Source organism: Chitinophaga ginsengisoli (assembly GCF_003014595.1).
GTDB classification, from domain to species: domain Bacteria; phylum Bacteroidota; class Bacteroidia; order Chitinophagales; family Chitinophagaceae; genus Chitinophaga; species Chitinophaga ginsengisoli.
In genome coordinates this window covers 1-22,087 of record NZ_PYGK01000025.1, presented here as the reverse complement: position 1 = coordinate 22,087, position 22,087 = coordinate 1, and the positions used below count along the sequence as shown (strand labels likewise).

Annotated in this window: 19 protein-coding genes; 8 read left to right on the top strand and 11 right to left on the bottom strand. The window is 46.9% G+C overall.

Annotated features, from left to right (window positions below):
• Positions 1-33: 33 nt before the first annotated feature.
• The 5 genes from CLV42_RS32455 to bioD are packed head-to-tail and all read right to left on the bottom strand — an operon-like array spanning position 34 to position 5,480.
• Positions 34-1,005, bottom strand: coding sequence for a polyprenyl synthetase family protein (locus CLV42_RS32455; protein ID WP_106606113.1), 972 nt, complete (start codon positions 1,003-1,005; stop codon positions 34-36).
• Between the two features lie 38 nt (positions 1,006-1,043).
• Positions 1,044-3,179 carry a ribonuclease R gene (rnr, locus tag CLV42_RS32450; RefSeq protein ID WP_106606112.1) on the bottom strand — a complete coding sequence of 712 codons (2,136 nt, stop codon included), beginning with the start codon at positions 3,177-3,179 and terminating at the stop codon, positions 1,044-1,046.
• 11 nt (positions 3,180-3,190) lie between these two features.
• Positions 3,191-4,258 carry a tetraacyldisaccharide 4'-kinase gene (lpxK, locus tag CLV42_RS32445; protein WP_106606111.1) on the bottom strand — a complete coding sequence of 356 codons (1,068 nt, stop codon included), beginning with the start codon at positions 4,256-4,258 and terminating at the stop codon, positions 3,191-3,193.
• A complete protein-coding gene (locus CLV42_RS32440; protein ID WP_170117734.1) occupies positions 4,252-4,842 on the bottom strand; it encodes a 5-formyltetrahydrofolate cyclo-ligase in 591 nt (196 codons plus the stop codon). Before CLV42_RS32440 ends, lpxK begins: the two co-directional genes overlap by 7 nt.
• Before the next feature lie 11 nt (positions 4,843-4,853).
• Complete coding sequence (gene bioD / locus CLV42_RS32435; protein WP_106606109.1) at positions 4,854-5,480, bottom strand: dethiobiotin synthase; 627 nt, start codon at positions 5,478-5,480, stop codon at positions 4,854-4,856.
• 556 nt (positions 5,481-6,036) lie between these two features.
• Here bioD and CLV42_RS32430 point away from each other — a divergent pair.
• The 7 genes from CLV42_RS32430 to CLV42_RS32400 all read left to right on the top strand — a co-directional run bounded on the left by CLV42_RS32430 (position 6,037) and on the right by CLV42_RS32400 (position 13,188).
• Positions 6,037-7,395, top strand: coding sequence for a pyridoxal-phosphate dependent enzyme (locus tag CLV42_RS32430; RefSeq protein WP_106606108.1), 1,359 nt, complete (start codon positions 6,037-6,039; stop codon positions 7,393-7,395).
• Between the two features lie 35 nt (positions 7,396-7,430).
• Positions 7,431-8,237, top strand: coding sequence for an ABC transporter substrate-binding protein (locus tag CLV42_RS32425; RefSeq protein ID WP_106606107.1), 807 nt, complete (start codon positions 7,431-7,433; stop codon positions 8,235-8,237).
• 259 nt (positions 8,238-8,496) lie between these two features.
• Entirely contained in the window at positions 8,497-9,564 is a 1,068-nt protein-coding gene (fbaA, locus tag CLV42_RS32420) for a class II fructose-bisphosphate aldolase (protein WP_106606106.1), read from the top strand.
• 210 nt (positions 9,565-9,774) lie between these two features.
• The gene (gene accD, locus CLV42_RS32415; protein WP_106606105.1) at positions 9,775-10,623 is read left to right on the top strand and encodes an acetyl-CoA carboxylase, carboxyltransferase subunit beta; all 849 of its coding nucleotides are present in this window, start codon (positions 9,775-9,777) and stop codon (positions 10,621-10,623) included.
• A 110-nt stretch (positions 10,624-10,733) separates the two neighbouring features.
• Entirely contained in the window at positions 10,734-11,171 is a 438-nt protein-coding gene (smpB, locus tag CLV42_RS32410; protein WP_106606104.1) for an SsrA-binding protein SmpB, read from the top strand.
• A 21-nt stretch (positions 11,172-11,192) separates the two neighbouring features.
• Positions 11,193-12,329, top strand: a complete 1,137-nt coding sequence (locus CLV42_RS32405; RefSeq protein WP_106606103.1) for a tetratricopeptide repeat protein — start codon at positions 11,193-11,195, stop codon at positions 12,327-12,329.
• Between the two features lie 364 nt (positions 12,330-12,693).
• Positions 12,694-13,188 carry a hypothetical protein gene (locus CLV42_RS32400; RefSeq protein ID WP_106606102.1) on the top strand — a complete coding sequence of 165 codons (495 nt, stop codon included), beginning with the start codon at positions 12,694-12,696 and terminating at the stop codon, positions 13,186-13,188.
• 11 nt (positions 13,189-13,199) lie between these two features.
• Here CLV42_RS32400 and CLV42_RS32395 read toward each other — a convergent pair whose 3' ends face one another.
• Positions 13,200-13,841 (bottom strand): START domain-containing protein, encoded by a 642-nt coding sequence (locus tag CLV42_RS32395; RefSeq protein ID WP_106606101.1) that lies wholly within the window; start codon positions 13,839-13,841, stop codon positions 13,200-13,202.
• A gap of 183 nt (positions 13,842-14,024) precedes the next feature.
• Between CLV42_RS32395 and CLV42_RS32390 the strand changes: the two genes are divergently transcribed.
• Positions 14,025-16,436 carry an ABC transporter permease gene (locus CLV42_RS32390; RefSeq protein WP_106606100.1) on the top strand — a complete coding sequence of 804 codons (2,412 nt, stop codon included), beginning with the start codon at positions 14,025-14,027 and terminating at the stop codon, positions 16,434-16,436.
• Position 16,437: 1 nt separating this feature from the next.
• Here the strand turns inward: CLV42_RS32390 and CLV42_RS32385 are convergent, their stop codons facing one another.
• The 5 genes from CLV42_RS32385 to CLV42_RS32365 all read right to left on the bottom strand — a co-directional run bounded on the left by CLV42_RS32385 (position 16,438) and on the right by CLV42_RS32365 (position 21,849).
• Positions 16,438-17,637: a hypothetical protein gene (locus CLV42_RS32385; RefSeq protein WP_106606099.1), complete on the bottom strand. Its 1,200-nt coding sequence runs from the start codon at positions 17,635-17,637 to the stop codon at positions 16,438-16,440.
• A 3-nt stretch (positions 17,638-17,640) separates the two neighbouring features.
• Positions 17,641-18,630, bottom strand: coding sequence for a 50S ribosomal protein L17 (gene rplQ, locus CLV42_RS32380; protein ID WP_106606098.1), 990 nt, complete (start codon positions 18,628-18,630; stop codon positions 17,641-17,643).
• The gene (locus tag CLV42_RS32375; RefSeq protein ID WP_106606097.1) at positions 18,614-20,134 is read right to left on the bottom strand and encodes a DUF3732 domain-containing protein; all 1,521 of its coding nucleotides are present in this window, start codon (positions 20,132-20,134) and stop codon (positions 18,614-18,616) included. The genes rplQ and CLV42_RS32375 overlap by 17 nt, the downstream gene beginning before the upstream one ends.
• A gap of 222 nt (positions 20,135-20,356) precedes the next feature.
• The gene (locus tag CLV42_RS32370; RefSeq protein ID WP_106606096.1) at positions 20,357-20,755 is read right to left on the bottom strand and encodes a hypothetical protein; all 399 of its coding nucleotides are present in this window, start codon (positions 20,753-20,755) and stop codon (positions 20,357-20,359) included.
• A 59-nt stretch (positions 20,756-20,814) separates the two neighbouring features.
• Complete coding sequence (locus CLV42_RS32365) at positions 20,815-21,849, bottom strand: LLM class flavin-dependent oxidoreductase (RefSeq protein ID WP_245901795.1); 1,035 nt, start codon at positions 21,847-21,849, stop codon at positions 20,815-20,817.
• Positions 21,850-22,087: the final 238 nt, after the last annotated feature.

Sequence of the window (22,087 nt, the reverse complement as noted above, 5' to 3'; positions counted from 1 at the left end):
AATTAACCGATACACAAATTTGGAGGGAGCAGATTAGTGTTCCCTGTTCAAGAGGTAGTTGGCCAGTTCCATCAGCGGTTTCTTACGGGTAGAGATTACCGCAATATTTTCCAGGTGTTCAAAGGCAATCTGCTGGAAACGTTCTTTCTCCTTTTCCGCCCAGGCATCCACCTTACAATCATGGAACAGCTCCAATACCTGGTTTACCTTATCATCCGGGCTGGTAGCCAGCAGTTCCTTCAGTTGCTGCTGCTGCGCAGGATTGCACAGTTCCAGCGCTTTTAACAGCAGGAAGGTCTTTTTATTGACCAGAATATCCCCTCCCTGTTGTTTGCCAAATTTCTCCGGATCACCGAATGCGTCCAGGAAGTCGTCCTGGATCTGGAAAGCGATCCCTATATTTTTACCGAATTCATATATATGCTGCTGATTGTATTCGCTGCCACCACCGATGATAGCCCCCATTTTCAGGCTGGCTGCCAGTAACACGGAGGTTTTCAGCGCGATCATCGTCACATAGTCATCATAACGAACCTGCTCCGGCTCCATCTCTTCGAAGTCCATATCCATCTGCTGTCCTTCGCACACTTCTATAGCCGCCTTATTGAAAGCAGTGATCAGCTTCTGTTTATAATGTGGCTGTACCTTGTTCAGGTATTCATATACCTTGATCAGCATCACATCTCCCGCCAGTATAGCCGCGGTCTCACCATACAGGGTATGTACGGTAGGCTGGTTACGGCGTAGTGGCGCTTTGTCCATGATATCATCATGCACCAGGGTGAAGTTATGGAACAGTTCTACGGCGGTACCCACTTCGAACGCATCCGGGTGGATCTCGTCAAACAGTTCATTGCCCATAATACTCAGCACCGGTCTGATTCGCTTTCCGCCTATATTGAGGATATGGCTGGCAGCATCATAGAGCTTTTTTGGCTGCGCAGGGAATTGTTCTTTACTGAAATGTTCTCCGAAGCGGATAGTCAGGTCTTTAAATGAATGCATGGTATGTTTTTCGAATAAGCGGCTGTAAGTTATATAAATTATGGCTTTTTACGGGAAGAGGAAGCCTGCCTCTTTGCAGATGCAGGTTTCTTCTTATCGCTTGTATCCTTCTTTTTTCCTTTGGTCTTTGTTTCCTTTCTGTCAGCAGCCGCTGATTTGCGTCCCGGCTTGTCAGTAGCCGCCGGCTTACGCGCAGGCTTTCTGAATGGTCCAGGCTCACCTCCATCCTCTTCAATCAGGTCATAGTCCAGCTGGCGTTTCACCAGGTTGGCAGCTACCACCTGTATCCTTACTTTATCACCTATACGGATCTTTTTGCCGGTGAACATACCGATCAGGGCATACTCATTCTCGTCATACTTGAATTCGTCTTTGGTGCTCATGTTATGAATACTCACCAGCCCTTCACACTTGGTATCCACTGTTTCCACCCAGAAGCCAAAGTGGGCCACACCGCTCACTACACCGTCAAATTCTTCGCCGATGTACTGCTGCATATATTCCACCTGTTTATATTTATTGGCCGCTCTTTCCGCATCCATGGCCTTACGTTCCATTTCAGAGGAATGCTTACACTTCTTCTCCATCTGCTTATCAGGATGGATATTGTGCGTCAGGCATTGCTGCAAAACACGATGTACAAGTACATCCGGATAACGGCGTATCGGAGAGGTAAAGTGACAGTAGTGATCAAATCCTAATCCGTAGTGACCGATATCATCCACCGTATAAGCCGCTTTCGCCATCGTACGGATACCCAGGGTTTCCAATACATGCTGTTCAGGTTTACCATGGGCCAGCTGCAACATTTCATTAAAGGAACGGGCCAGTTTATCCGGATTATCTATTTCCAGCTTATGACCGAACTTACGGGCAAAACCGGAGAACACTTTCAACTTTTCCTCATCCGGCGTATCATGCACACGGTATGGGAATGGTACGTGCTGGTTGGTACCTATGCGGATATTATATACATATTCCGCCACGGTCCTGTTGGCCAGCAGCATCAGCTCTTCGATCAATTGGTGCGCTTCTTTGCTCTCCTTTACGACGATACCTATGGGCTTTGCATTCTCATCCAGCTGGAAGCGTACCTCCTGGGAGGAGAAATTGATAGCGCCATTCTCAAAACGCTGCTTACGCAAGGTTTGTGCAATATTGTTCAATAACAATACCTCATCCTGGTAAGGTCCTTCACCGGATTCTATGATATCCTGCACATCTTCATAAGTGAAACGGTGATTGGAATGTATCGCCGTCCTGCCCAGCCAGTGTTCTTTGATCTCACCCTTATCATTCATTTTAAAAACGGCAGAGAAGGTCAGCTTGTCTTCATGCGGACGCAGGGAGCACAGCTCATTGGAGATCTTTTCCGGCAGCATAGGCAGTACACGGTCTGGCAGGTATACGGAAGTAGCGCGTTTGTCGGCCTCCTTATCCAGGGCTGTATCCGGCAATACATAGTGACTCACGTCAGCAATATGCACACCTACTTCATACCAGCTCCCACGCAGCTTACGGATAGAGATCGCATCATCAAAATCCTTTGCATCAACAGGGTCGATCGTGAAGGTGAGGATCTTACGGAAGTCCTTCCTGTTCTTTATCTCTTCTGCGTCTATGTTCTCGGTGATCTGCGCCAGTTCCTTCATGACCTCGCCGGGGAAGCTGAGCGGGAATCCGCTTTCTATCAGGATCTCCTTCATGGCCAGGTCGTTGGTATTGCTGGCATCCAGTACTTCCACGATCTCGCCCACGGGTTTGCGGGTCTTTTCGCCCCAGGCGACTACGCGTACGACGGCTTTGTCCCCGTTCTTCGCATTCTTCATGGAATTGGCGGGTATATATATATCGGGCATGAAGAGCCCTTTTTCCGGTACCAGGAAAGCGAAGCCTTTGTTGACCTGCAGGGTACCGGTGAACTCAATCTTTTTGCGTTTAACGATTTCCGTTATCACCCCTTCCATACGTCCTTCGTTCTTACCCTGTTTGATCACATCAACAAGTACGTCATCTCCATCAAGAGCGGTATTAAGGTTTTTCTGGCGGACCATAACGTCCTTCTCCTGCCCTTCAATGATAACAAAGGACATCCCGGAGCGGGTTATCTGTACAGTGCCACGAAAGGTTTTCTTCTGGCTGCTGTGTTTTTGAGGTTTTTTCTTTTTAGTCATTCTCGTAACGTTTAATCATGGTTACTTCCAAACTGATCCACGTAAGTAAAAATATAATTATTAAATGATTCTCCTTCCCCGTAGAGGAAAGATATTTCTACCGGCATAACGGCTATGGGTATGTTCATGGGACGCAGGCGGTCTTCGAGCAGTTGTAGTCTTACCGCGTCCTTTTCCGTTGTTACCACCAGTTTGTGGGTGCCGGGAAGGTTGCCAAGTTCCCTGTTTATTTTCTCCAGATCAGGGACGGAATAGTAATAATGATCCGGAAAAGGCAGGAGGAACACATTTTTATAGCTTTCCTTCAGTTGTTGTAAAAGCGGTTCCGGGCGGGCAATACCACACACGAGGAGTACAGTGGTATCTGCGGGCGCGGGAACCGGGTTGCCGCTGAACATGTCATATAGTTCGCCATATTTCAGAGAAGTAAAAAACAGTTGCTGATGTGGCAGGGGCTTTATTTCCTGCCTGATGGCGGCTTTTTCAGCGTTCGACAGTTGCGGCGGACATTTGGACACAATGATACAATTGGCCCTTTCATAGCCTTTACGGCCTTCGCGCAGGCGGCCGAAAGGTACTACATGATCCTTGGTGAAGCGGCGGTTATACTCCGTGATCAGGATATTCATGCCTGGTCTTACGGAGCGGTGCTGGAAGGCATCGTCCAGCAGTATCACTTCCGTTTCGGGGCGTTCTCCCAGCAGCTGTGGTATGGCCAGCATGCGTTCCTCCCCTACACAGACCTCTATATCCGGGAATTTCTGATGAAACTGCATCGGTTCATCGCCCAGTTGCGCCGCTGTGCTGGTCTCATTGGCCAGCAGGTAGCCGCTGCTACGCCGGTTGTATCCCCGGCTGAGGGTCGCTACACGGTATTTATCCTTTAATATCCTGATGAGGTGTTCTACGTGCGGGGTTTTACCGGTACCTCCTACTGACAGGTTGCCGACAGCAATAACGGGCAGGTCAAACTCCACGGCAGTCAGCATATTGGTATCATAGAAACGGTTGCGGCTCCACATCACGAGGCCATACAACAGTGAAAAAGGGTATAATAAGATCTTCAGGTGTTTCAGCATTCCTTGCTTTTTTTGAAATCATAAATTGTTTGCGGCGTGATGACCATGTGCAGGGGAACGTCGTTTGCGTTCACATCTTCAATGGCATCCACCGGTCCAAACAATGACAGTCCGATGGTGGTCACTGTTGGCAGGCATTCTTTCAGGAAACGGTCGTACATCCCCTTTCCGTATCCTACCCGCTGGCCGCTTTTGTCAAATGCGAGCATAGGTACAAAAACCAGGTCCATCTCTGCGGGTAGTAAGGGTAGTCCACCGGCGGGTTCCGGTATACCATAGGCGTTCCTGACCAGTACGGTTTCCGGTTTCCACAGGTAATGCTCCATCGTCGCATTGCGCATGTCTGACTTTGACAGTGCCCACTGCAATTTAGGATAGGCCTCTCTGGCCCAGTGCACCAGTGCATACGTATCCGCTTCTTTCTTTTCAGTGATGGGAAGAAAAATGTGTGCCATTCTGAAAGTGCTGTAATCCAGCAGCTGGCATTGGTTTAATAACTCCCTGTTCAGGGTGGCTATCACATCATCCGGAAGGTTTAGACGTTTTTCCAGGTATTCCTTTCGTATATCCTTTTTTGTTAACAAGTGGATCTGTATTACCACAAAGATAGCTTTTCTGCCTGTTCCTTCACAAAAGCCCTGTCAACCAGGCCTGTGTGAGGTATCCTTCCCAGCAGCGGATAGCCGCTCCATCCTATCACTTCGGTTTCATTGCTATGGTATTCTCCGCTGAAGATCCAGCCCAGTACAGGGATAGCGTGTTGTTTCAGTACCCGGGCGGTCAATAGTGCATGGTTGATGCTTCCCAGGTAGTTCTGGGCCACAATAATGACCTTTGCCTCCAGTTGCTGTATAAAATCGATGGTGAAGACCTGCTCCGTTAATGGCACCATCAGTCCCCCGGCCCCTTCTATGACCAACGACCGGTTGGATGGCTGAATACTGTGTGCCAGCTCAAGTATCCTTTTAACGTTTATGTTCACATCCTCCAGTCTGGCGGCCAGGTGTGGCGAGGCTGGCGCTTCCAGGCAGTAGGCCTCCCGGTGGCATACCGACACCGGATTTGATATTAAACTTTTTACCGTATCTGTGTCTGTCCCCTCCTTCAGTCCTGTCTGTACGGGCTTCCAGTAATCAGCCTGCAGTGCTTCCACTACACAGGCCGAAGTGACTGTTTTCCCCACCCCGGTACCTATCCCGGTTATAAAAATCCTTTCACTCATGACATGCAAAGATAGTATAATAGAAATTACTTTGATAATCAATTCCTGTTAAGAAACCGTAACCTCCTTTTTAGCCATTGTTTCCGTTCCGGATTCGCTCTGGTATCAGCCTGTGCTCGCTCTGGTACGGGTCTGTATTCGATTCTTCCATATCACTTTACCGTCATTTCCATATCATTTTACCGACATCTCTATATCGAATCGATATACAAATGACGGTAAAGTGATATCCAGATGACGGCATAGCGATATGGAGATATAGGGATCAGATGCTATTCAGTACGGGTACAGGTCCAACCCAAAGCCATGGCAAAGGCATATCAAAAGCATAGTAAAGGCGTATTATCCGTACCCGATCATTCGCGCCAATAGACCCCGGTAGGGGTCTCATTGTTTGTAGCCCGGGGTTTTCAACCCCGGGGACAAAAAAACGGGTTTCACCCCCCCGGGACCGAGTCGGGTTTTCACCCCCGGGACAGAAACATCCCCCCATCCTTCCCCCCCATTCCCCGCAACCGGAAATTCCTTACATTCGCCACAGTCCAACAAGATTCATATGAAATTTTGCAATAGCATACTCGAAACAATCGGAAACACCCCACTCGTCAAATTACACCGCGTTACCGCCGGCCTTCCATGTCCGGTACTGGCAAAAGTTGAGTTCTTTAACCCCGGCAACTCTATCAAGGACCGTATGGCCGTAAAAATGGTCGAAGAGGCCGAAAAACAGGGACTGTTGAAACCCGGCGGCACCATCATCGAGGGTACCTCCGGCAATACCGGTATGGGCCTCGCATTGGCCGCAGTGATCAAAGGATATAAATGCATCTTTACTACCACGGATAAGCAATCCAAGGAGAAAGTAGATATACTCAAAGCTGTAGGCGCAGAAGTGATTGTATGCCCTACGAATGTGGAACCGGAAGATCCGCGTTCTTATTACTCTGTAGCCCGCCGACTGGCCCAGGAGATCCCGAATGCGTTTTATGTGAACCAGTACGACAACCTGGCTAATCGTGACGCGCATTATGAGCAGACAGGCCCGGAGATCTGGGAGCAGACGGACGGAAAGATCACTCACCTGGTGGTAGCTACCGGTACCGGAGGCACCATTACAGGGGCAGGTAAATTCCTGAGAGAAAAGAATCCAAACATACAGGTATGGGCGATTGACAGTTATGGTTCTCTGCTGAAAAAATACCACGAGACTGGTGAACTGGACATGACCGAGGTATACCCTTACATCACGGAGGGCATCGGCGAGGACTTCATACCGCAGAACTACGATATGAGTGTGATCGATCATTTTGAAAAAGTGACTGACAAGGACGGTGCTGTCATGGCCCGCCGCATTTCCAAGGAGGAAGGCATTTTTGTAGGTTATTCCGCAGGATCGGCAGTATCGGGCTTGTTGCAGCTGAAAAGCAAACTGAAACCGACCGACCTGGTAGTAGTGATCTTCCATGACCATGGCAGCCGTTATGTAGGAAAGGTGTACAATGACCAGTGGATGATGGAACGCGGATTCCTGGATGTGAAGACGGTGAAAGATGTGGTGAACGGTCGCCGCAACCAGCCGCTGGTAACGATCAACCAGGAAGAGAAAGTGAGCGAGGCGATTGTGAAGATGAAGAAGTATGACATCGAACATCTGCCGGTATTACATAATAATCAGATCGTTGGGGCTATTTCTGAAGGAGGACTTTTCAACCGCCTGATCGATGATGCTAACCTGAAAGATGCACAGATCAAACAGGTGATGCAGCATGCTTTCCCTGAAGTGAGCATGGATACGCCGATAGAAAAACTGACCGTTTATATCAACAAGGAGAACGGAGCGGTGATCACCAAGGATGACAGCGGCAAGCCGCATATCGTAACGAAGTATGATATCATCCAGGCACTGGGCAGCTGATCAGTCATCATGAATAAAACGACAACGGGCAACTGATGCCGGTAACAAATATTTACAAAGACCAGCTGGGGCGGGAAGTGAGCATTCCTTACCCGCCCCGCCGGATCATTTCACTGGTCCCTTCGCAGACGGAATTACTGTACGACCTGGGACTGGACGAAGAAGTCATCGGCATTACAAAATTCTGTATCCATCCAGAGGAATGGTTCCGGACCAAGACACGTATTGGAGGCACGAAAACACTGCACCTGGAAGAGATCCTTACCCTGCAACCTGATCTCGTTATTGCCAACAAGGAAGAAAATACGCAGGAGCAGGTGGAATACCTGATGCAACATGTACCTGTGTGGGTGAGCGATATTCATTATCTGGATGAGGCACTGGAAATGATCGAAAGTATTGGTGAGATCACCGGTAAAAGTGAACAGGCCGACGAAATAATCAACAATATCACACAGGGTTTCAATCGAATAGAAGCAAGTAAGCAGGACCGGGCGCCGCTACGTACTGCTTATTTCATCTGGCGGGAACCATGGATGGTAGCAGGTGGGGATACTTTTATCCATACAATGTTAGGACATTGCCGGCTGGAGAATATTTTTGCTGGCACTGACCGGTATCCGGCAATTGACATTGAGCATTTGCGAACCAGGGACTGCCAGTTGGTGTTGCTTTCTTCGGAACCTTACCCATTTAAGGAGAAACATATCGCAGAATTACAGGGACTACTTCCGGGAGTACGTGTTGAACTGGTAGACGGAGAAATGTTCTCCTGGTATGGCAGCCGGCTGGAAAAGGCGGCGGCATATTTCCGGGATTTCCGGGAAAGGCTGGGAGAATGACCTTGTCTGTTATCCCGGCGGAACAATGTTAGGGAACCGACCATAAGCAACCCCGTAAAAGGAGGCTAATGAGACAATATCGAATCAGTGGCACAAAATCTATGTCCAGCAACAAGAATTCGCCCGAAAAAATGACGAATTCCTATAAAAAACACCAAATATTTCGTGATTCATCCAATTCTAATTCAGAAATCTACTATAATAGTTAATCTTTAGTACTTATATTTGCTGTCCTTAAATGTAAAACAATCCGAAAGCTATGGGAAAATACAGAGCTGGCGTGTTATTCGGCGAAGAGCTGGATGCGCTGTACAATGATGCCAAGAATAACGCATGGGCAATGCCTGCTGTTAACGTAGTAGGTACCAATTCCGTAAACGCAGTACTGGAAACCGCTGCCAAAGTAAATTCACCTGTAATTATTCAGTTTTCCAATGGTGGCGCGCAGTTCTTTGCGGGTAAAGGAATGCCGAACGACAAGCTGCAGGCTAACATTGCCGGTGGTATCTCCGGTGCAAAACACGTACACGAAGTGGCAAAATACTACGGTGTTCCTGTAGTACTGCACACTGACCACGCCGCTAAGAAATGGCTGCCATGGATCGATGGTCTGCTGGATGCCGGTGAAGCTTTCATGAAACAGAATGGTCAGCCACTGTACAGCTCCCACATGCTGGACCTCTCTGAAGAGCCACTGCACGAGAATATAGAAACTTCCCTGAAATATTTCGAGAGAATGAACAAACTGGGTATGTCCATCGAGATCGAACTGGGCGTAACTGGTGGTGAAGAAGATGGCGTGGACAACTCCGGCGTTGAGAACCACAAACTGTATACTCAGCCAGAAGAAGTAGCTTACGCTTACGAAACACTGTCTAAAGTAGGTAGCCGTTTCACTGTAGCTGCAGCTTTCGGTAACGTACACGGCGTTTACTCTCCGGGTAACGTAGAACTGCGTCCGATCATCCTGCAGAACAGCCAGGAGTTCATTCAGAAGAAACATGGTACCGCTGCTAAGCCAGTATACTATGTATTCCATGGCGGTTCCGGTTCACCTAAACACCAGATCAACGAAGCGCTGGGTTACGGTGTGATCAAAATGAACATCGATACTGATATGCAGTGGGCATTCTGGGAAGGTATCCATGATTTCTATGAAGCAAAGAAAGACTATCTGCAGGCACAGCTGGGTAACCCGGAAGGTCCTGAGAAGCCAAACAAAAAATACTACGACCCACGCGTATGGCTGCGTAAAGGTGAAGAAACATTCGTAAAACGCCTTGAAGAAGCTTTTGCTGACCTGAATTGCATCGGCAGGAACGCATAATCCGCAAACGGGTACAATTTATCCATCCTCAGGAAGTCATTCCTGAGGATTTTTTTTGTCAACACGTTTTTATTATACCACTTATATATATATCTTTCCAATCAAATTATTGGTTGCCAGGTACTTTAAGTATAATTATAGGGGTAGAATACTTTGGAAGTTAATATAATTTGTATCTTGCACAACTATTTTGTAACCTAATAGCACAATATGTCAAGCTGGTTTAAGCGCATTAAACAAGGCATTCAAACGTCTACAAGTGAAAAGAAAGAGGCGCCGGATGGATTGTGGCACAAATGTCCTAACTGCAAAAAAACCTCTACAGTAAAAGATCTGAAAGAGCACTATTACGTATGCGACAAGTGTAATTACCACAATCGCATCAATTCGGCCGAGTATTTCGAAATATTATTTGACGATAATCAATTCGAAGAGCTTTTTGACAACATTTATCCGAAAGACTTCCTTGGTTTCAAGGACCTGAAGCCTTATGGCGCCAGACTGGTAGATGCACAGAAAAAGTCAGGACTGAAAGATGCGATGCGGGTAGGTGTAGGTAAGGTACAGGAAAATGACCTGGTGATTGCCTGTATGGACTTTGCCTTCATCGGGGGCTCCATGGGTTCCGTGGTAGGTGAAAAGATCGCCCGTTCCATCGATTATTGCATTGCGAACAAAATGCCGTTGATGATCATCTCCAAATCAGGAGGTGCCCGTATGATGGAAAGTGCCTTCTCCCTGATGCAGATGGCTAAAACGTCCGCAAAACTGACACAGCTGGCAGAAGCAAAGCTGCCTTATATTTCCCTGATGACAGACCCTACCACCGGTGGTGTGACGGCCTCCTTCGCGATGCTGGGCGACCTGAACGTGGCAGAGCCTAAGGCACTGATCGGTTTTGCCGGTCCGCGTGTTATCAAGGAAACGATCAAAAAAGACCTGCCGGAAGGTTTCCAGAGCGCAGAATTCCTGCTGGAACATGGCTTCCTGGACCTGATCATCGACCGTAAGGAGATGAAACAACGCCTGGCAGTGTTATTGGAATTATTTAAAAACTAAGCACCAAAACCGAAGAATTTAAGAATTAGGAATTAAGGATTGGGAATGGGGAGATGCTTCCGGATTTCAATTCTTAGTTCCTAATTTTTAAGTCCTTATCTAATAAAAAGATGGCAGAACTCAAGAACAGATCGGCATATTTCGAGTACGCAATAGAGGATAAGTATATTGCCGGCATGGTGTTGACAGGCACGGAGATTAAGTCCATCCGCGGAAGCAGGGTAAGCTTCAACGATTCATTCTGCTATTTCTCAAAAGGAGAATTGTTTGTTAAAAGCCTGCATATCGCCGAATATTCACACGGTACATATGCTAATCATGATCCCCTGCGTGAACGTAAGTTACTGCTTACCAAGCGGGAACTACGGAAACTGGAAGGTAAAATAAAAGAACGAGGCTATAGCATCATTCCGCTGCGCATCTTCATTACCGACAAAAGCCTGGCTAAGATAGAGATCGGTCTGGGTAAAGGTAAAAAGCTGCACGATAAACGCGAAAGCATCAAGCAACGTGAAACGGACAGGGAGATCAGAAGATTCCTGAAATAAGAAAATCTATTATTCGAGTATATGCAAAACCGTCTCCTGTGGCTGATTGCCCCTATCCTACTGATACTGTCCTGTAAATCGGGTGAAAAACTCTACAACAAAGGCCGCTACGATGAAGCGGTGCTGGCGTTCGTAAAAAAATTACAGAAAAGACCTGACAACACTGTTTCACTACAACTACTTCCTCAAGCCTATACACAGGCCCAACGTGCCCACGAAGACAAAGTCAATGGGTACATGATCTCCAACGACCCGCTGAAATGGGAATACATCCGCACGGAATACCGCGCGCTCCAGCGTCTGTACGATGGCATTCACGCCTCTCCTGCAGCACTGGCCATTGTGAAACCAAAAGATTATCGTAATGCCATTTCCGGGGCGCAGGAGAACGCTGCCCAGGTACGGTACGACAGAGGGGCCTCCCTTCTCGATCAGGGCGATAAAGCGGCTGCAAGGCAGGCTTTTGATGAATTCCAGGCTGCCCTGAACCTGATCCCTAACTACCGCAATTCCGCTCAACTCATGGACGAAGCCTTCCAGAGAGGCCTCGTGAATGTAGTGGTAAGACACGTAGACGTTCGCTCTTCCTACTACCAGTTCAGCGCTGACCAGTTCCGTGATGTACTGATCCGCAACCTGCAGCAGCGGAACATCAACCGTTTTGTACAATTTACCGACGAGCGCATCGCCCGTAACAATAAAATACAACCCGACCAGTTCCTGGAAATGAGTTTCAACGATTTCGTAGTAGGACAAACCTACGTAGACCGCTCAGAAAGAGAAGTCTCCAAAGAGATCGTTGTAGGTAGCGTCAAAGACAGCACCGGTAAAGCCGTTATCAACCGCTATGCTACCGTAAAAGCGAAAGTATATGTTGTAAAGGCCACCGTTGTTTCCAAAGGCCTGCTGGACTACCAGCTGATCGATGTGGCCACCAATAATATCATCCGCACCGACAGGCTTCCCGGTAGCTATACCTGGATGAACCAGTACGGCTATTATAAAGGCGACGAACGTGCGCTCAGCGATGAAGATAAAGCCCTGATGGTGGGCGAAGACATCCCTCCGCCTCCTCCCCAGGAATTATTCCTGCAGTTCACCAAGCCGATCTACGATCAGCTGACGCGCGAGATGCAGGGTGTATATAACAACATGTAAGAACACGTCATCAACAAAACATAATTAGGACTCCCAGCGGAGTCCTTTTGTTTGTAGGGTACAATCCGGGGGAACAAACACATTATCAACAAAACATAATAGGACTCCGTAGGAGTCCCCTTGTTTGTAGCGCGGGGTGATAACCCCGGGGACGGAAATGATTGCGGGGTGATAACCCCGGGGATGGAAATGATTGCGGGGAGATCCCCCCGGGAACCCGATGTTTGTAACGCGGGTGATTCCCCCGGGAACCAATTCCCCCGAAACCAACATAACCAATAAATAAATATGTATATTTGCAGGCGTAAACAGGTCTACATCAGCTTGTTACCACAAGGAACCAATCTATAAAAACCATAGATCTATGAAAAAACTCGCTTTGTATATGCTGGCGGCAGGTATTTTTGCCAGTGCATGCAGGAAAGACGGGCAAGGGGGAAAGGATAGTGACGTACAACCAACAGGCGGGACTTTCACGATAGAAGGGCAATCTTATCTCTCAGACTATACATACTGGACGGGCACAGAGGGACTGGTACTCACCAATGTTCCCCGGGCGCCCGAATACGTTGAGAACACGGTACAGATCTTTGTTGACAGTCTGTATTTCTCCCGTAAGTACACTTATATGGACCACAATAATGCCGCTTATGACAAGCGGAAGAATTTTTCCAATGCAATAGTCAAATACACACCTAGTGGCGTGTATGGCAACGGATATCAGATAACAGGTGTAACAGCGGGTACCATGAATGTCAGCAATAACGGGGAAACCTTTACGATAGACTACGACATTACCGTAGCGGGCCGACAAATGCAGGGCACGTATATAGGAAAAGTTGCAGGGAAGAGATGGTAATACTGTAGCCGTCAGTTCTTTATAAAGGCATACTGCGCTTTCTTATACTGCGGTTTGTTGATCTGGACTTTCAGTTTTCTGAAAGATTCCATAGGGCCTTTGGTCGCAAACAAGTTCACCAGCCATGCAGGAATACTACCACCAGGATCAGCTTCCAGCGTATACTCGATGTTTACCATGTTATTCTCTGCCGGCGTAATGATCCATTTTCCGGAAGAGTGTTTCACACGTACAATACCGTTCTTTTCAGCCATATAGTCCGGTACTACAGGACCATCAATCGTCACCACTCTGGTATGGGCGTCCTGCTTCGCTGTCAGGTGACAAACAAAATCCCTGTTACTCAGGGGCCATGGCAATCCAACTTCTGAATAATAGTAAACCTCCGCAGGAGAAATCTCTTTCAGTAAAGTGCTTGATTTCGTGCTGTATAACCACTCTGTGGCGGTATTAACATCCATGATCACTGCTACAAACTGTGACAAGGTGGCTTGTAAAGAGCACTTTACCTTGATGCCCTTATAGGCAGAGTTTTCGATAGTTTTGGTATAGATGGCTATACCATCCTTGTTGGTCTTTAAGGTCCAGTTTTCCTGTCCGTAACTTATCAGGCTGAAAAGCAAGGCCAGACTAATGATCGATAATTGTTTCATGTTCGTCTATAGGTTGAAATCCGTCACAAAACTACCGAACTACGGCGATACTTTGTAAAAGTGAACAGATATTGTACTAAAAACGGACATTTTGGTCCTGACCCCTATCATTACATAGCTGATTATTAAGGTCTTAATAATCCGGCACTTACTTGGTGGATACTTAGTATATTCCATCATTGTATGTTACAGAGTTACCTTAAAATAGCCTTACGCAACCTCTGGAAGAATAAACTCTTCACTACCATCAATATAGCTGGTCTGGCACTCGGACTGGCATGCGCCCTGTTGATCATCTTTCACGTAAGACAGGAACTGGATTATGATAAAGGCTTTTCCAAAGCAGACCGCATCTTCCGTGTAACGATGTTAGGTCGCGGTGAAGATGCCCAGAGCTGGGCTGCCACCTCTTTTCCGACCGGTACTGTCATGCAGGAAGAAATTCCCGAAGTAACCGCTGTGGTTCGCTTCCACAGGCTCTATCCCTGCCAGGTATTCAGTTATAAAGCGCCCAATGGTACGCTGACTAAATTTGAGGAGAAAGGCGGCTTTTTTGCTGATCCTACGGTAACGGATGTTTTCGATCTTGATTTTGTGTCGGGAGATAAGACAACAGCGCTGACAACACCCGGTAATATCATCATTACCGAAAAAATGGCGCAGAAATATTTCCATGGCGCAGATGCTATGGGCAAGGTGCTGCAGGATGATATAAATGGCGTGCCTCTGCGGGTCACGGGCGTTATCCGGGAACATAGCTTCCCTTCTCATTTGCAGTTTGACTACCTGGTGTCTATGGCTACCATTCACCGTTATATAGACGATCAGTCACTGGCCAACAGAACATGGAATGGCTTTTATACCTATGTAGTGCTTGACAAAGCAAGCTCTCTTCCGAAGGTACGGTCACGGCTGACTGATTTAACGGTAAAATTTTATCTGCCGATCGGTGAAACCCGTGAGGATATCATAGCAGACCGGCTTATCGCATTGCAGCCTGTTAAAGACATCCATCTCCATTCCAAACTTGAAAAGGAAATGGGGCTTAACAGCGATATTACCTATGTAAGGATCTTTTCCCTGGCAGCCTTATTCATCCTGCTTGTAGCTGCTGTCAATTTTATCAATCTATATACGGCACAGGCCTTTGGCCGGATGAAGGAAATAGGCATGCGCAAAGTGGTAGGTGCCACAAAAAAGCAGGTGATCAGACAGTTCCTGGGAGAATCACTACTCACCACCCTGCTCGCCACCGTAGTGGCAATGGTCCTGTTTAAGACAGCCGTTCCTTTCTACAACGAGCTCGCTTTCCGGCCACTGTATATGTCCAATATCCTGACCGCCTCCAACCTGGGTATCATTGTGTTGCTGGTGGCATTTATAGGATTGCTTGCCGGCAGCTATCCCGCCTGGAGCGTGGCGCGCTTCCATCCTGTCACTGCACTCAAAGGCAAAGGCAACCCGGGAAGCTCCACAAACGCTGTCAGAAAAGGCTTAGTCATCTTTCAGTTCGTGGTATCTGTATTTATGATCATCAGTACCATTGTGATCTATCGGCAGATCAGGTTCTTCCACAACAAAGACCTTGGATTTGATCGCGCACAACTGGCAGGGATAACGATCTACGGGCCCATGTGGCAACGGTTTGGCGCATTGATCAACGACATTAGTCAGAACCCCGATATCGCTGATTACTCCATCGTTTCTACCCTTCCGGGCGACCGGTTTAGCTCACAGTCTTTACGGCCGATAGCTGCAGACCCCGACCAGGCGTTTAACAACACCCGTATCATGTGGGCAGATGAGCGGCTTTTATCTACTTTACAGATCCCTTTGCTGCAGGGCCGGAACTTCTTCAACCAAATGCCGGCGGTGAAGAACAAGGAGTTTATTCTCAATGAGTCCGCGGTGAAAACCTATCAGCTGAAATCACCTCTTGGCCAGCAGATCATCCTGGACGGTGATACCGGTACTGTAGTGGGTGTCGTGAAAAACTTCAACTTTGCGTCCCTGCATTCTCCGGTAGATCCGCTTGTTATTAAGTACGATCCTTATCGGGCCAATTACCTCCTGCTGAAAATAAAACCCGGGCATATACAAGCGGCACTTGCTTTCATGGAGAAGAAAATAAAGGCGCTCACACCATCCGGTATATTCACATATACCTTCATTGACGACAAACTTAATCACCTCTATGCGTCTGAAAACCAGATGAGCAGTATATTCAAAGCTTTCGCTGCCTTCGCTATATTTATATCCTGTATGGGGCTGTTCGGATTATCAGCCTATTCAGCGCAATTGCGCATCAAAGAAGTGAGTATACGGAAAGTGCTGGGTGCATCGTCTTCCTATATTGCGGTATTACTGTCGAGGGATTTCGTAAAACTGGTATTCATTGCCATTCTTTTATCCTGCCCGATAGCCTGGTGGGCCATGGAGAAATGGCTCAGCAACTTTGCCTACCGCATTCCCATCAGCGGATGGATGTTTGTACTGGCGGGCGTATTTGCGCTGATAGTAGCCATACTGACGGTGAGTTATCAGGCGCTGAAAGTAGCGCTGACAAACCCGGTGAAGTATCTGAAAGCGGATTAACCTACTTCACTTTCCTGTTGATCCTTTTGATGGACTTTTTAGCATACGTCAGATCCGGTGCTACCTGCCACAACATATAACCGAATGCGGCATACTGTGGAGGGGTTGATTGAAAAACAAGGAAGTTTTTCGTCTTTACAAAAGCATCCAGGATCATCATATTTTCCTGCATAAATATCCTGTTGAACCTGTCGGGGAAAGCGTCAGCATCCGCACTTCTCAGATTGAAAGCCGTTGTTATGAACCCCAGTGAATAATCAGGGTACAGGTAGGTCAGTACGTTAGAAAAGCCGTCGTACGGCAGATTCCCTGTTTTACAGCAATTCAGGAAGAGGAGCGCCTTCTGATCGTGAGGGATCTTGCCAATTCTTACCAGGTGATGATTCGTAAAATTATCATGCGTCAGTGTAAAACGAAAACGATCTTCCACTTCTTCTGAATAATGGGTCGAAAACAAGATAAACCGGGGATGTTCCTTATTCTTCCAAAAGTCAATCAGATCGTTATAACTCTCCACTTCATATTTCATCACACTGGGATCATGTGCCAGCGCATTCTTTTCCAGGTCAGAAATATGAAGATCCGAATTGGTGGCGTGTATCGCTTTGATAGTAGCGCCATTCTTCAAAGGGCCTTCATGCAGATAAAGTCCCTTTTTAAATTCTGCACGGTCTATATTGTTAATGATCTTAAAGCGGAAGTCAAAGAAAAGCTGCAGCAATTCACTCGTTGAATACTCTTCCCATTCCTGTTTGTTGGGTTCTCTGGGAAACATCAGGCCCAGGCAGAATGAAAAATCAGGCGGAAAATTAGCTTCCAGCACCCTGGTATACTTCACTTTGCTTATCGGCTTCTTCGTGCTCTTTATATTGTTCAGTATCTCAATATTCCAATCCAGCGCATAGAAATCCTTATCCTGCTTCTCCAGCTCCTCGTCGATCTTTTTAAACATATCATACCCGATATATGCCAGCTCGTAAAGGTCTCTTTTTGATCTGCTTTTGATAAACTTCGCGAGCAGTACACTCAGCTTATTTCTCTTACTGTCGAAATCACTTTTATTCAGGTATATCCAGTCTGTAAGGACCTTCTGATTCCGGTATACGATCTTAAGCCTTATCCGGTCCTTATCTTCAACAACTTTATAAAAATTAAACTGGACCATCTGCTTGATCGCAAGCAATTCATCATGACTATTCATCTTTTACTTTTTTTTCTTGAGGAAATTGAAAATGTATATGTCACTGATAGGGCCTCTAATGGTCAGATAGCAATAGTCTAGGCGGGGCAGACTCCCATCTTCATTTTTCTCAATAACGACTTCACCTTCCACGGTCCGGGAGTCCTTTAGCGGAGGTACCAGGAGTTTAATGATATTCTTTTCATTGTACGAAGGCAGCATGGTGAAGTGATCTTCCGATTTGATCTCATATTTATATTTCACTGCAGGCTTATTTTCCGCGAGGTTCTTCCCAGGGGATTCTCTTTCCTCTCCTTCCTTTTTCTCTATTTCCATTTGGTCGGCATCCATATACAAGTGCAGGCTGACAGGCAGGTCAACATAACGGCTATTAAAAACCGGCCAGTTGACGTCCTCCAGGTCAACCCCGTGAAATTGTATTTTAAACCGGATGATCTTCCTGTTGGTCGTCGTAGTCAGCGTTCCATCCATGTCTATCTGTGGCATGGTAGCATGATACCACTGGGTCAGCAGGTTCTTATTCAACAGATGATTATCAATTAAAGAAGTGCTCAGGTTATTAAACATAGACTTAAAGGCGATACCGGGATAGGTAGTTGCATCCCTGTACCCCTCATTCAGTACGATCCCGATATATGCCATTTCGGAATTGTCTCCTTTCCTGGTTCCCATTTTGATAATCCGCAGATAGCCGCCCTGCCTGTTCAGGCACAACATTCCCCATACGTTTATCAGCTTCAGATAAACTTCATACTGATGGATATTCTTTTCGATCTCCCTGCTTAGCGTTATCCTCCGGCCAAATGTTTCGGCCTTATGGACCTTCACCGCCTTGGTGATGATCTTTTCTGCAAAGGGCTTGAGTTCTTTAGCCTTTGCCAGTGTGGTAGCAATATATCCATGATCAAAGAGGTCGATCGCCAGGTTCCTTAACAGGGCTTTCCTGTGTGCGGAGGTTCTGCCCAGTTTATTAATTTTATTTCCGTGTCTCATTGCTGTTGATTTTCCAGGAATCGGGGATAAGCATTTGTTTTGAGGTATTGGACCAGTTTTCTACCATCACACTATTAGGCAACATTCTCTCAGGCGCAGCCCGTTCCAGCACTATTATCTGAAAGGCCCCTTTCAATCGCTCTACGGCGAAATCAAGGCATTCATGCAGTATCCGGATACGGTCCAGGTCATCACTTTTCTTACCCGAAGAGAAAGCCTGTCCAGGGTGATCTATTAACAAAAAAGGAAAAATGGGGTTCTGGTCTCTTTTCAGAAAGAATTCGTGAAAGCTTAAAAAGGTTGAGATATTGTACCCTACATAACTTTGTGTATTGCCCAGCTGATAAAGGTATACGTGCTGATCTACCGGCGTCAGAAACCTTAATATCGCTGCTTTTTCATCGAAGATGGGAGTGTATTCAAGGTATTCCAGCTTTAACTTCCTTGCGTATGCCTTTATTAATTTCGATAGCCCGGACAATTCTTCGTCTATAGTGCCATTATGCTGCGAGTTGAATTCAATGGAATGAATATCTGACGTCACCAGCTGTAATTCATAATCAGACTTGTTCATCGTATCAATGATCTGGGCAAATTCCAGGCACTCCATGATTCGTCCTAATACCAGCAGTTTCTCTCTGTGCTGCCCGATATTGCCATCTGCCACCAAAAGGCTTTCCTTTGAATATAGGATCCCTTCAAGATACAGGCGCAGCTCATCACTCTCCGGTTTTACCACGTCAGGGTCCATATACGTGTCCACTAGTCCCAGGGAGAAAGCCTCTCTGTATAACAGTTCCATTCGCTCATTCACATTTGACAACTGTCCCTTAAAGTTCTTCTGCTCGTTCTGTACCTTACTCTGGATACCCCGTTTTAACCTGTAATAAGCCGTTTCCTTGCTGTATAATAACAGGGGTAATACCTTCTTCAGCTTTAGTATAGAAATGTAGTGAGAATCGGCTATAAAGGAAGAGGGATTCAATAGTGCATACTGCATCTGGTGATTGAGGGTCAGCGTATCCCTGAAGGAGATCTTGCCTATCTTTTTGTCCTGCAGTTCATGTTCATCCCACAACTTCCGGGGAATTTCATGCAGGAAAGAATTGAATTTACCGGCCACCAGCTTTTCTACAGAGGCTTCGTCTGTATTCTTCCGTGGACTGGCAGGAATATCAAGGTCACGTCCCTCTAAGAGCATATACACCGACTGCCGGTTCTTCTGTGTCTGCTCATTTTTAAGGGCACTATTCTGACGGGCAATAAGGAGCTGTTCCTCTCCATTGGATAAAACAATCCCGAACCAGCTGGTGAAGTCCCTTGCCGGTCCTATGGGCACTCTTAGTTCACTACTGCAAAGGCAATAGTCAATGATCGGCCATATACTGGATTTCCCGGTATCAGAATCTCCGATAATGTAATTCACCTTTCCCGCAACGAATTGAATGATCCTGATATCCAGGCTTTTATTCTCCGGCCATAAAATGATCTTTGAGAGTTGCATCTTGGTGGAATTGTTTAATCCTTCCCGCAATGAACATACAGAACCATGAAATGTTCTGTTAGCTTGGGGCCGGCTTAGATACAATGGGTATTACTACCTATGCTATATGACATGGAGGTGCTATTAGTTCGCCAAATATTAAAAGTGAGACAAGCTATTCAAAATAACAATACCAACTAGTTTGTATTTTTTCGGGGGAAACAGGATTCTGAATGGGGTAATTTACCCTTGCGGTTCAGATTCTCTCTGCAGCAGCCACTTTAAATATCGCTTTAGTGACCTGAAGTTGAAAACGATAAATAGAATCAGCAGTCCAAGCGAGAGAAGTTCCAACCGGTATTCTATTCCAAAAAAGATATTTGTTGACAAAATCTTGCGTGTAGACGAGAAGACAATCCAACCAAAAAGCCCGGCCACCAATATGCCTAGTGTCATCAATTTCCCGATCCGGGGATTAAAGCGCATTACAACCATGCTTGCTATTACAGCGCCGATACCGATGTAAAACTTACCGTCGTTATTCACCGCATAGTCCGTTGTGTTAATGAGATAAAACGTGTAAAGCTGTACCAGTAAAAGAATTAACGGGATAACATAATCGAGGAATTTTCTTGGTTTCATCAGGTTCAGGGTGTTTTAGCTAATATACTAATACTTTTCCTGAACCTGATGAACTAAAATCATCTTGATGAATTATTTACCAACGGCTTCAGCTTCGTTCCTATCAGCTCAATCGCATTCATCAGCTTATCATGCGATACTTCTGCAGAATCCATCTGGAAAGTAAGCCTGGAGATACCTCCCAGGGCATCAGCGTGCCTCAATACTTTCTCCGCAATCTCTTCCACGCTACCGACCAATAAGGCACCTGTCGGCCCCATCTGACTCATAAAACGCTCTTTCGTCATCGGAGGCCAGCCACGCTCTTTCCCTACCTTCGTCATGCTTGCCGCATATCCCGGGTAGAAATCTTCAATAGCCTGTTCTGTAGTCTCTGCAAGATATCCTAAGGAGTGCAGTCCTACTGTTAGTTTCTCCGGTGCATGTCCTGCCCTTCTTCCTGCTTCCCTGTACAGATCAACCAGCGGACGGAAACGATGTGTTTCGCCACCGATGATCGCCACCATCAGGGGTAATCCCAATGCACCTGCACGTACGAACGATTGTGGTGTACCACCTACGCCCAGCCAGATGGGTAGTTGTTCCTGAACAGGTCTTGGGTATACCGGTTGATTCTTCAATGCAGGACGGAACTTACCAGACCAGGTCACAAATTCATTCTCTCTTATTGCCAGTAAGAGTTCCAGTTTCTCTGCAAAGAGCTCATCATAATCGTCCAGGTTATAACCGAACAAAGGGAAAGCATCTGTAAAAGAGCCTCTTCCCACTACCATTTCAGCCCGGCCACCAGAGATCAGGTCTAAGGTAGCGAAGTTTTGAAATGCCCTTACCGGGTCTATTGCGCTTAATACGGTTACCGCGCTGGCCAGCTTTATCCGCTTAGTGCGGGAGGCAGCTGCTGCCAGTATATGCGTAGGTGCTGCATCCAGGAAGCCTTTCCGGTGATGTTCGCCAATACCAAATACATCCAGGCCTGATCTGTCTGCATGTTCCATTCTTTCCAGCAGCTGGAACATAGCGTCTTTGTCGCTCAATGCTGCTGCAGCGTTGTCCGTAAACCGGGCTGCAAAACTGTCTATTCCTATTTCTATCATAATATTTTTTCAATGGGGTTGTCACCCACCCCGTGGTTGCACCCCGCGCATTTCACGGATCCCCGTGGTTGCACCCCGCGCGTTTCATGGATCCCCGGGGTTGCACCCCGCGCGTTTCATGGATCCCCGGGGTTGCACCCCGCGCTACAAGTGAGTAGGAGGCATGAGATTATTTCGCATGCCGTCCCCTCCAGCCACCGTACGTACGGGTCCGTATACGGCGGCACATCAAAATAGT

Bases quoted from the DNA above. Each gene is read 5' to 3' on its own strand.
- rplQ (WP_106606098.1), bottom strand. From the start codon at position 18,630: ATGAGACACGGAAATAAAATTAATAAACTGGGCAGAACCTCCGCACAC.
- smpB (WP_106606104.1), top strand. From the start codon at position 10,734: ATGGCAGAACTCAAGAACAGATCGGCATATTTCGAGTACGCAATAGAG.
- CLV42_RS32370 (WP_106606096.1), bottom strand. From the start codon at position 20,755: ATGAAACCAAGAAAATTCCTCGATTATGTTATCCCGTTAATTCTTTTA.
- CLV42_RS32395 (WP_106606101.1), bottom strand. From the start codon at position 13,841: ATGAAACAATTATCGATCATTAGTCTGGCCTTGCTTTTCAGCCTGATA.
- CLV42_RS32390 (WP_106606100.1), top strand. From the start codon at position 14,025: ATGTTACAGAGTTACCTTAAAATAGCCTTACGCAACCTCTGGAAGAAT.
- CLV42_RS32385 (WP_106606099.1), bottom strand. From the start codon at position 17,637: ATGAATAGTCATGATGAATTGCTTGCGATCAAGCAGATGGTCCAGTTT.
- accD (WP_106606105.1), top strand. From the start codon at position 9,775: ATGTCAAGCTGGTTTAAGCGCATTAAACAAGGCATTCAAACGTCTACA.
- CLV42_RS32455 (WP_106606113.1), bottom strand. From the start codon at position 1,005: ATGCATTCATTTAAAGACCTGACTATCCGCTTCGGAGAACATTTCAGT.
- CLV42_RS32430 (WP_106606108.1), top strand. From the start codon at position 6,037: ATGAAATTTTGCAATAGCATACTCGAAACAATCGGAAACACCCCACTC.
- CLV42_RS32375 (WP_106606097.1), bottom strand. From the start codon at position 20,134: ATGCAACTCTCAAAGATCATTTTATGGCCGGAGAATAAAAGCCTGGAT.
- CLV42_RS32425 (WP_106606107.1), top strand. From the start codon at position 7,431: ATGCCGGTAACAAATATTTACAAAGACCAGCTGGGGCGGGAAGTGAGC.
- CLV42_RS32400 (WP_106606102.1), top strand. From the start codon at position 12,694: ATGAAAAAACTCGCTTTGTATATGCTGGCGGCAGGTATTTTTGCCAGT.
- CLV42_RS32405 (WP_106606103.1), top strand. From the start codon at position 11,193: ATGCAAAACCGTCTCCTGTGGCTGATTGCCCCTATCCTACTGATACTG.
- bioD (WP_106606109.1), bottom strand. From the start codon at position 5,480: ATGAGTGAAAGGATTTTTATAACCGGGATAGGTACCGGGGTGGGGAAA.
- rnr (WP_106606112.1), bottom strand. From the start codon at position 3,179: ATGACTAAAAAGAAAAAACCTCAAAAACACAGCAGCCAGAAGAAAACC.
- CLV42_RS32365 (WP_245901795.1), bottom strand. From the start codon at position 21,849: ATGATAGAAATAGGAATAGACAGTTTTGCAGCCCGGTTTACGGACAAC.
- lpxK (WP_106606111.1), bottom strand. From the start codon at position 4,258: ATGCTGAAACACCTGAAGATCTTATTATACCCTTTTTCACTGTTGTAT.
- fbaA (WP_106606106.1), top strand. From the start codon at position 8,497: ATGGGAAAATACAGAGCTGGCGTGTTATTCGGCGAAGAGCTGGATGCG.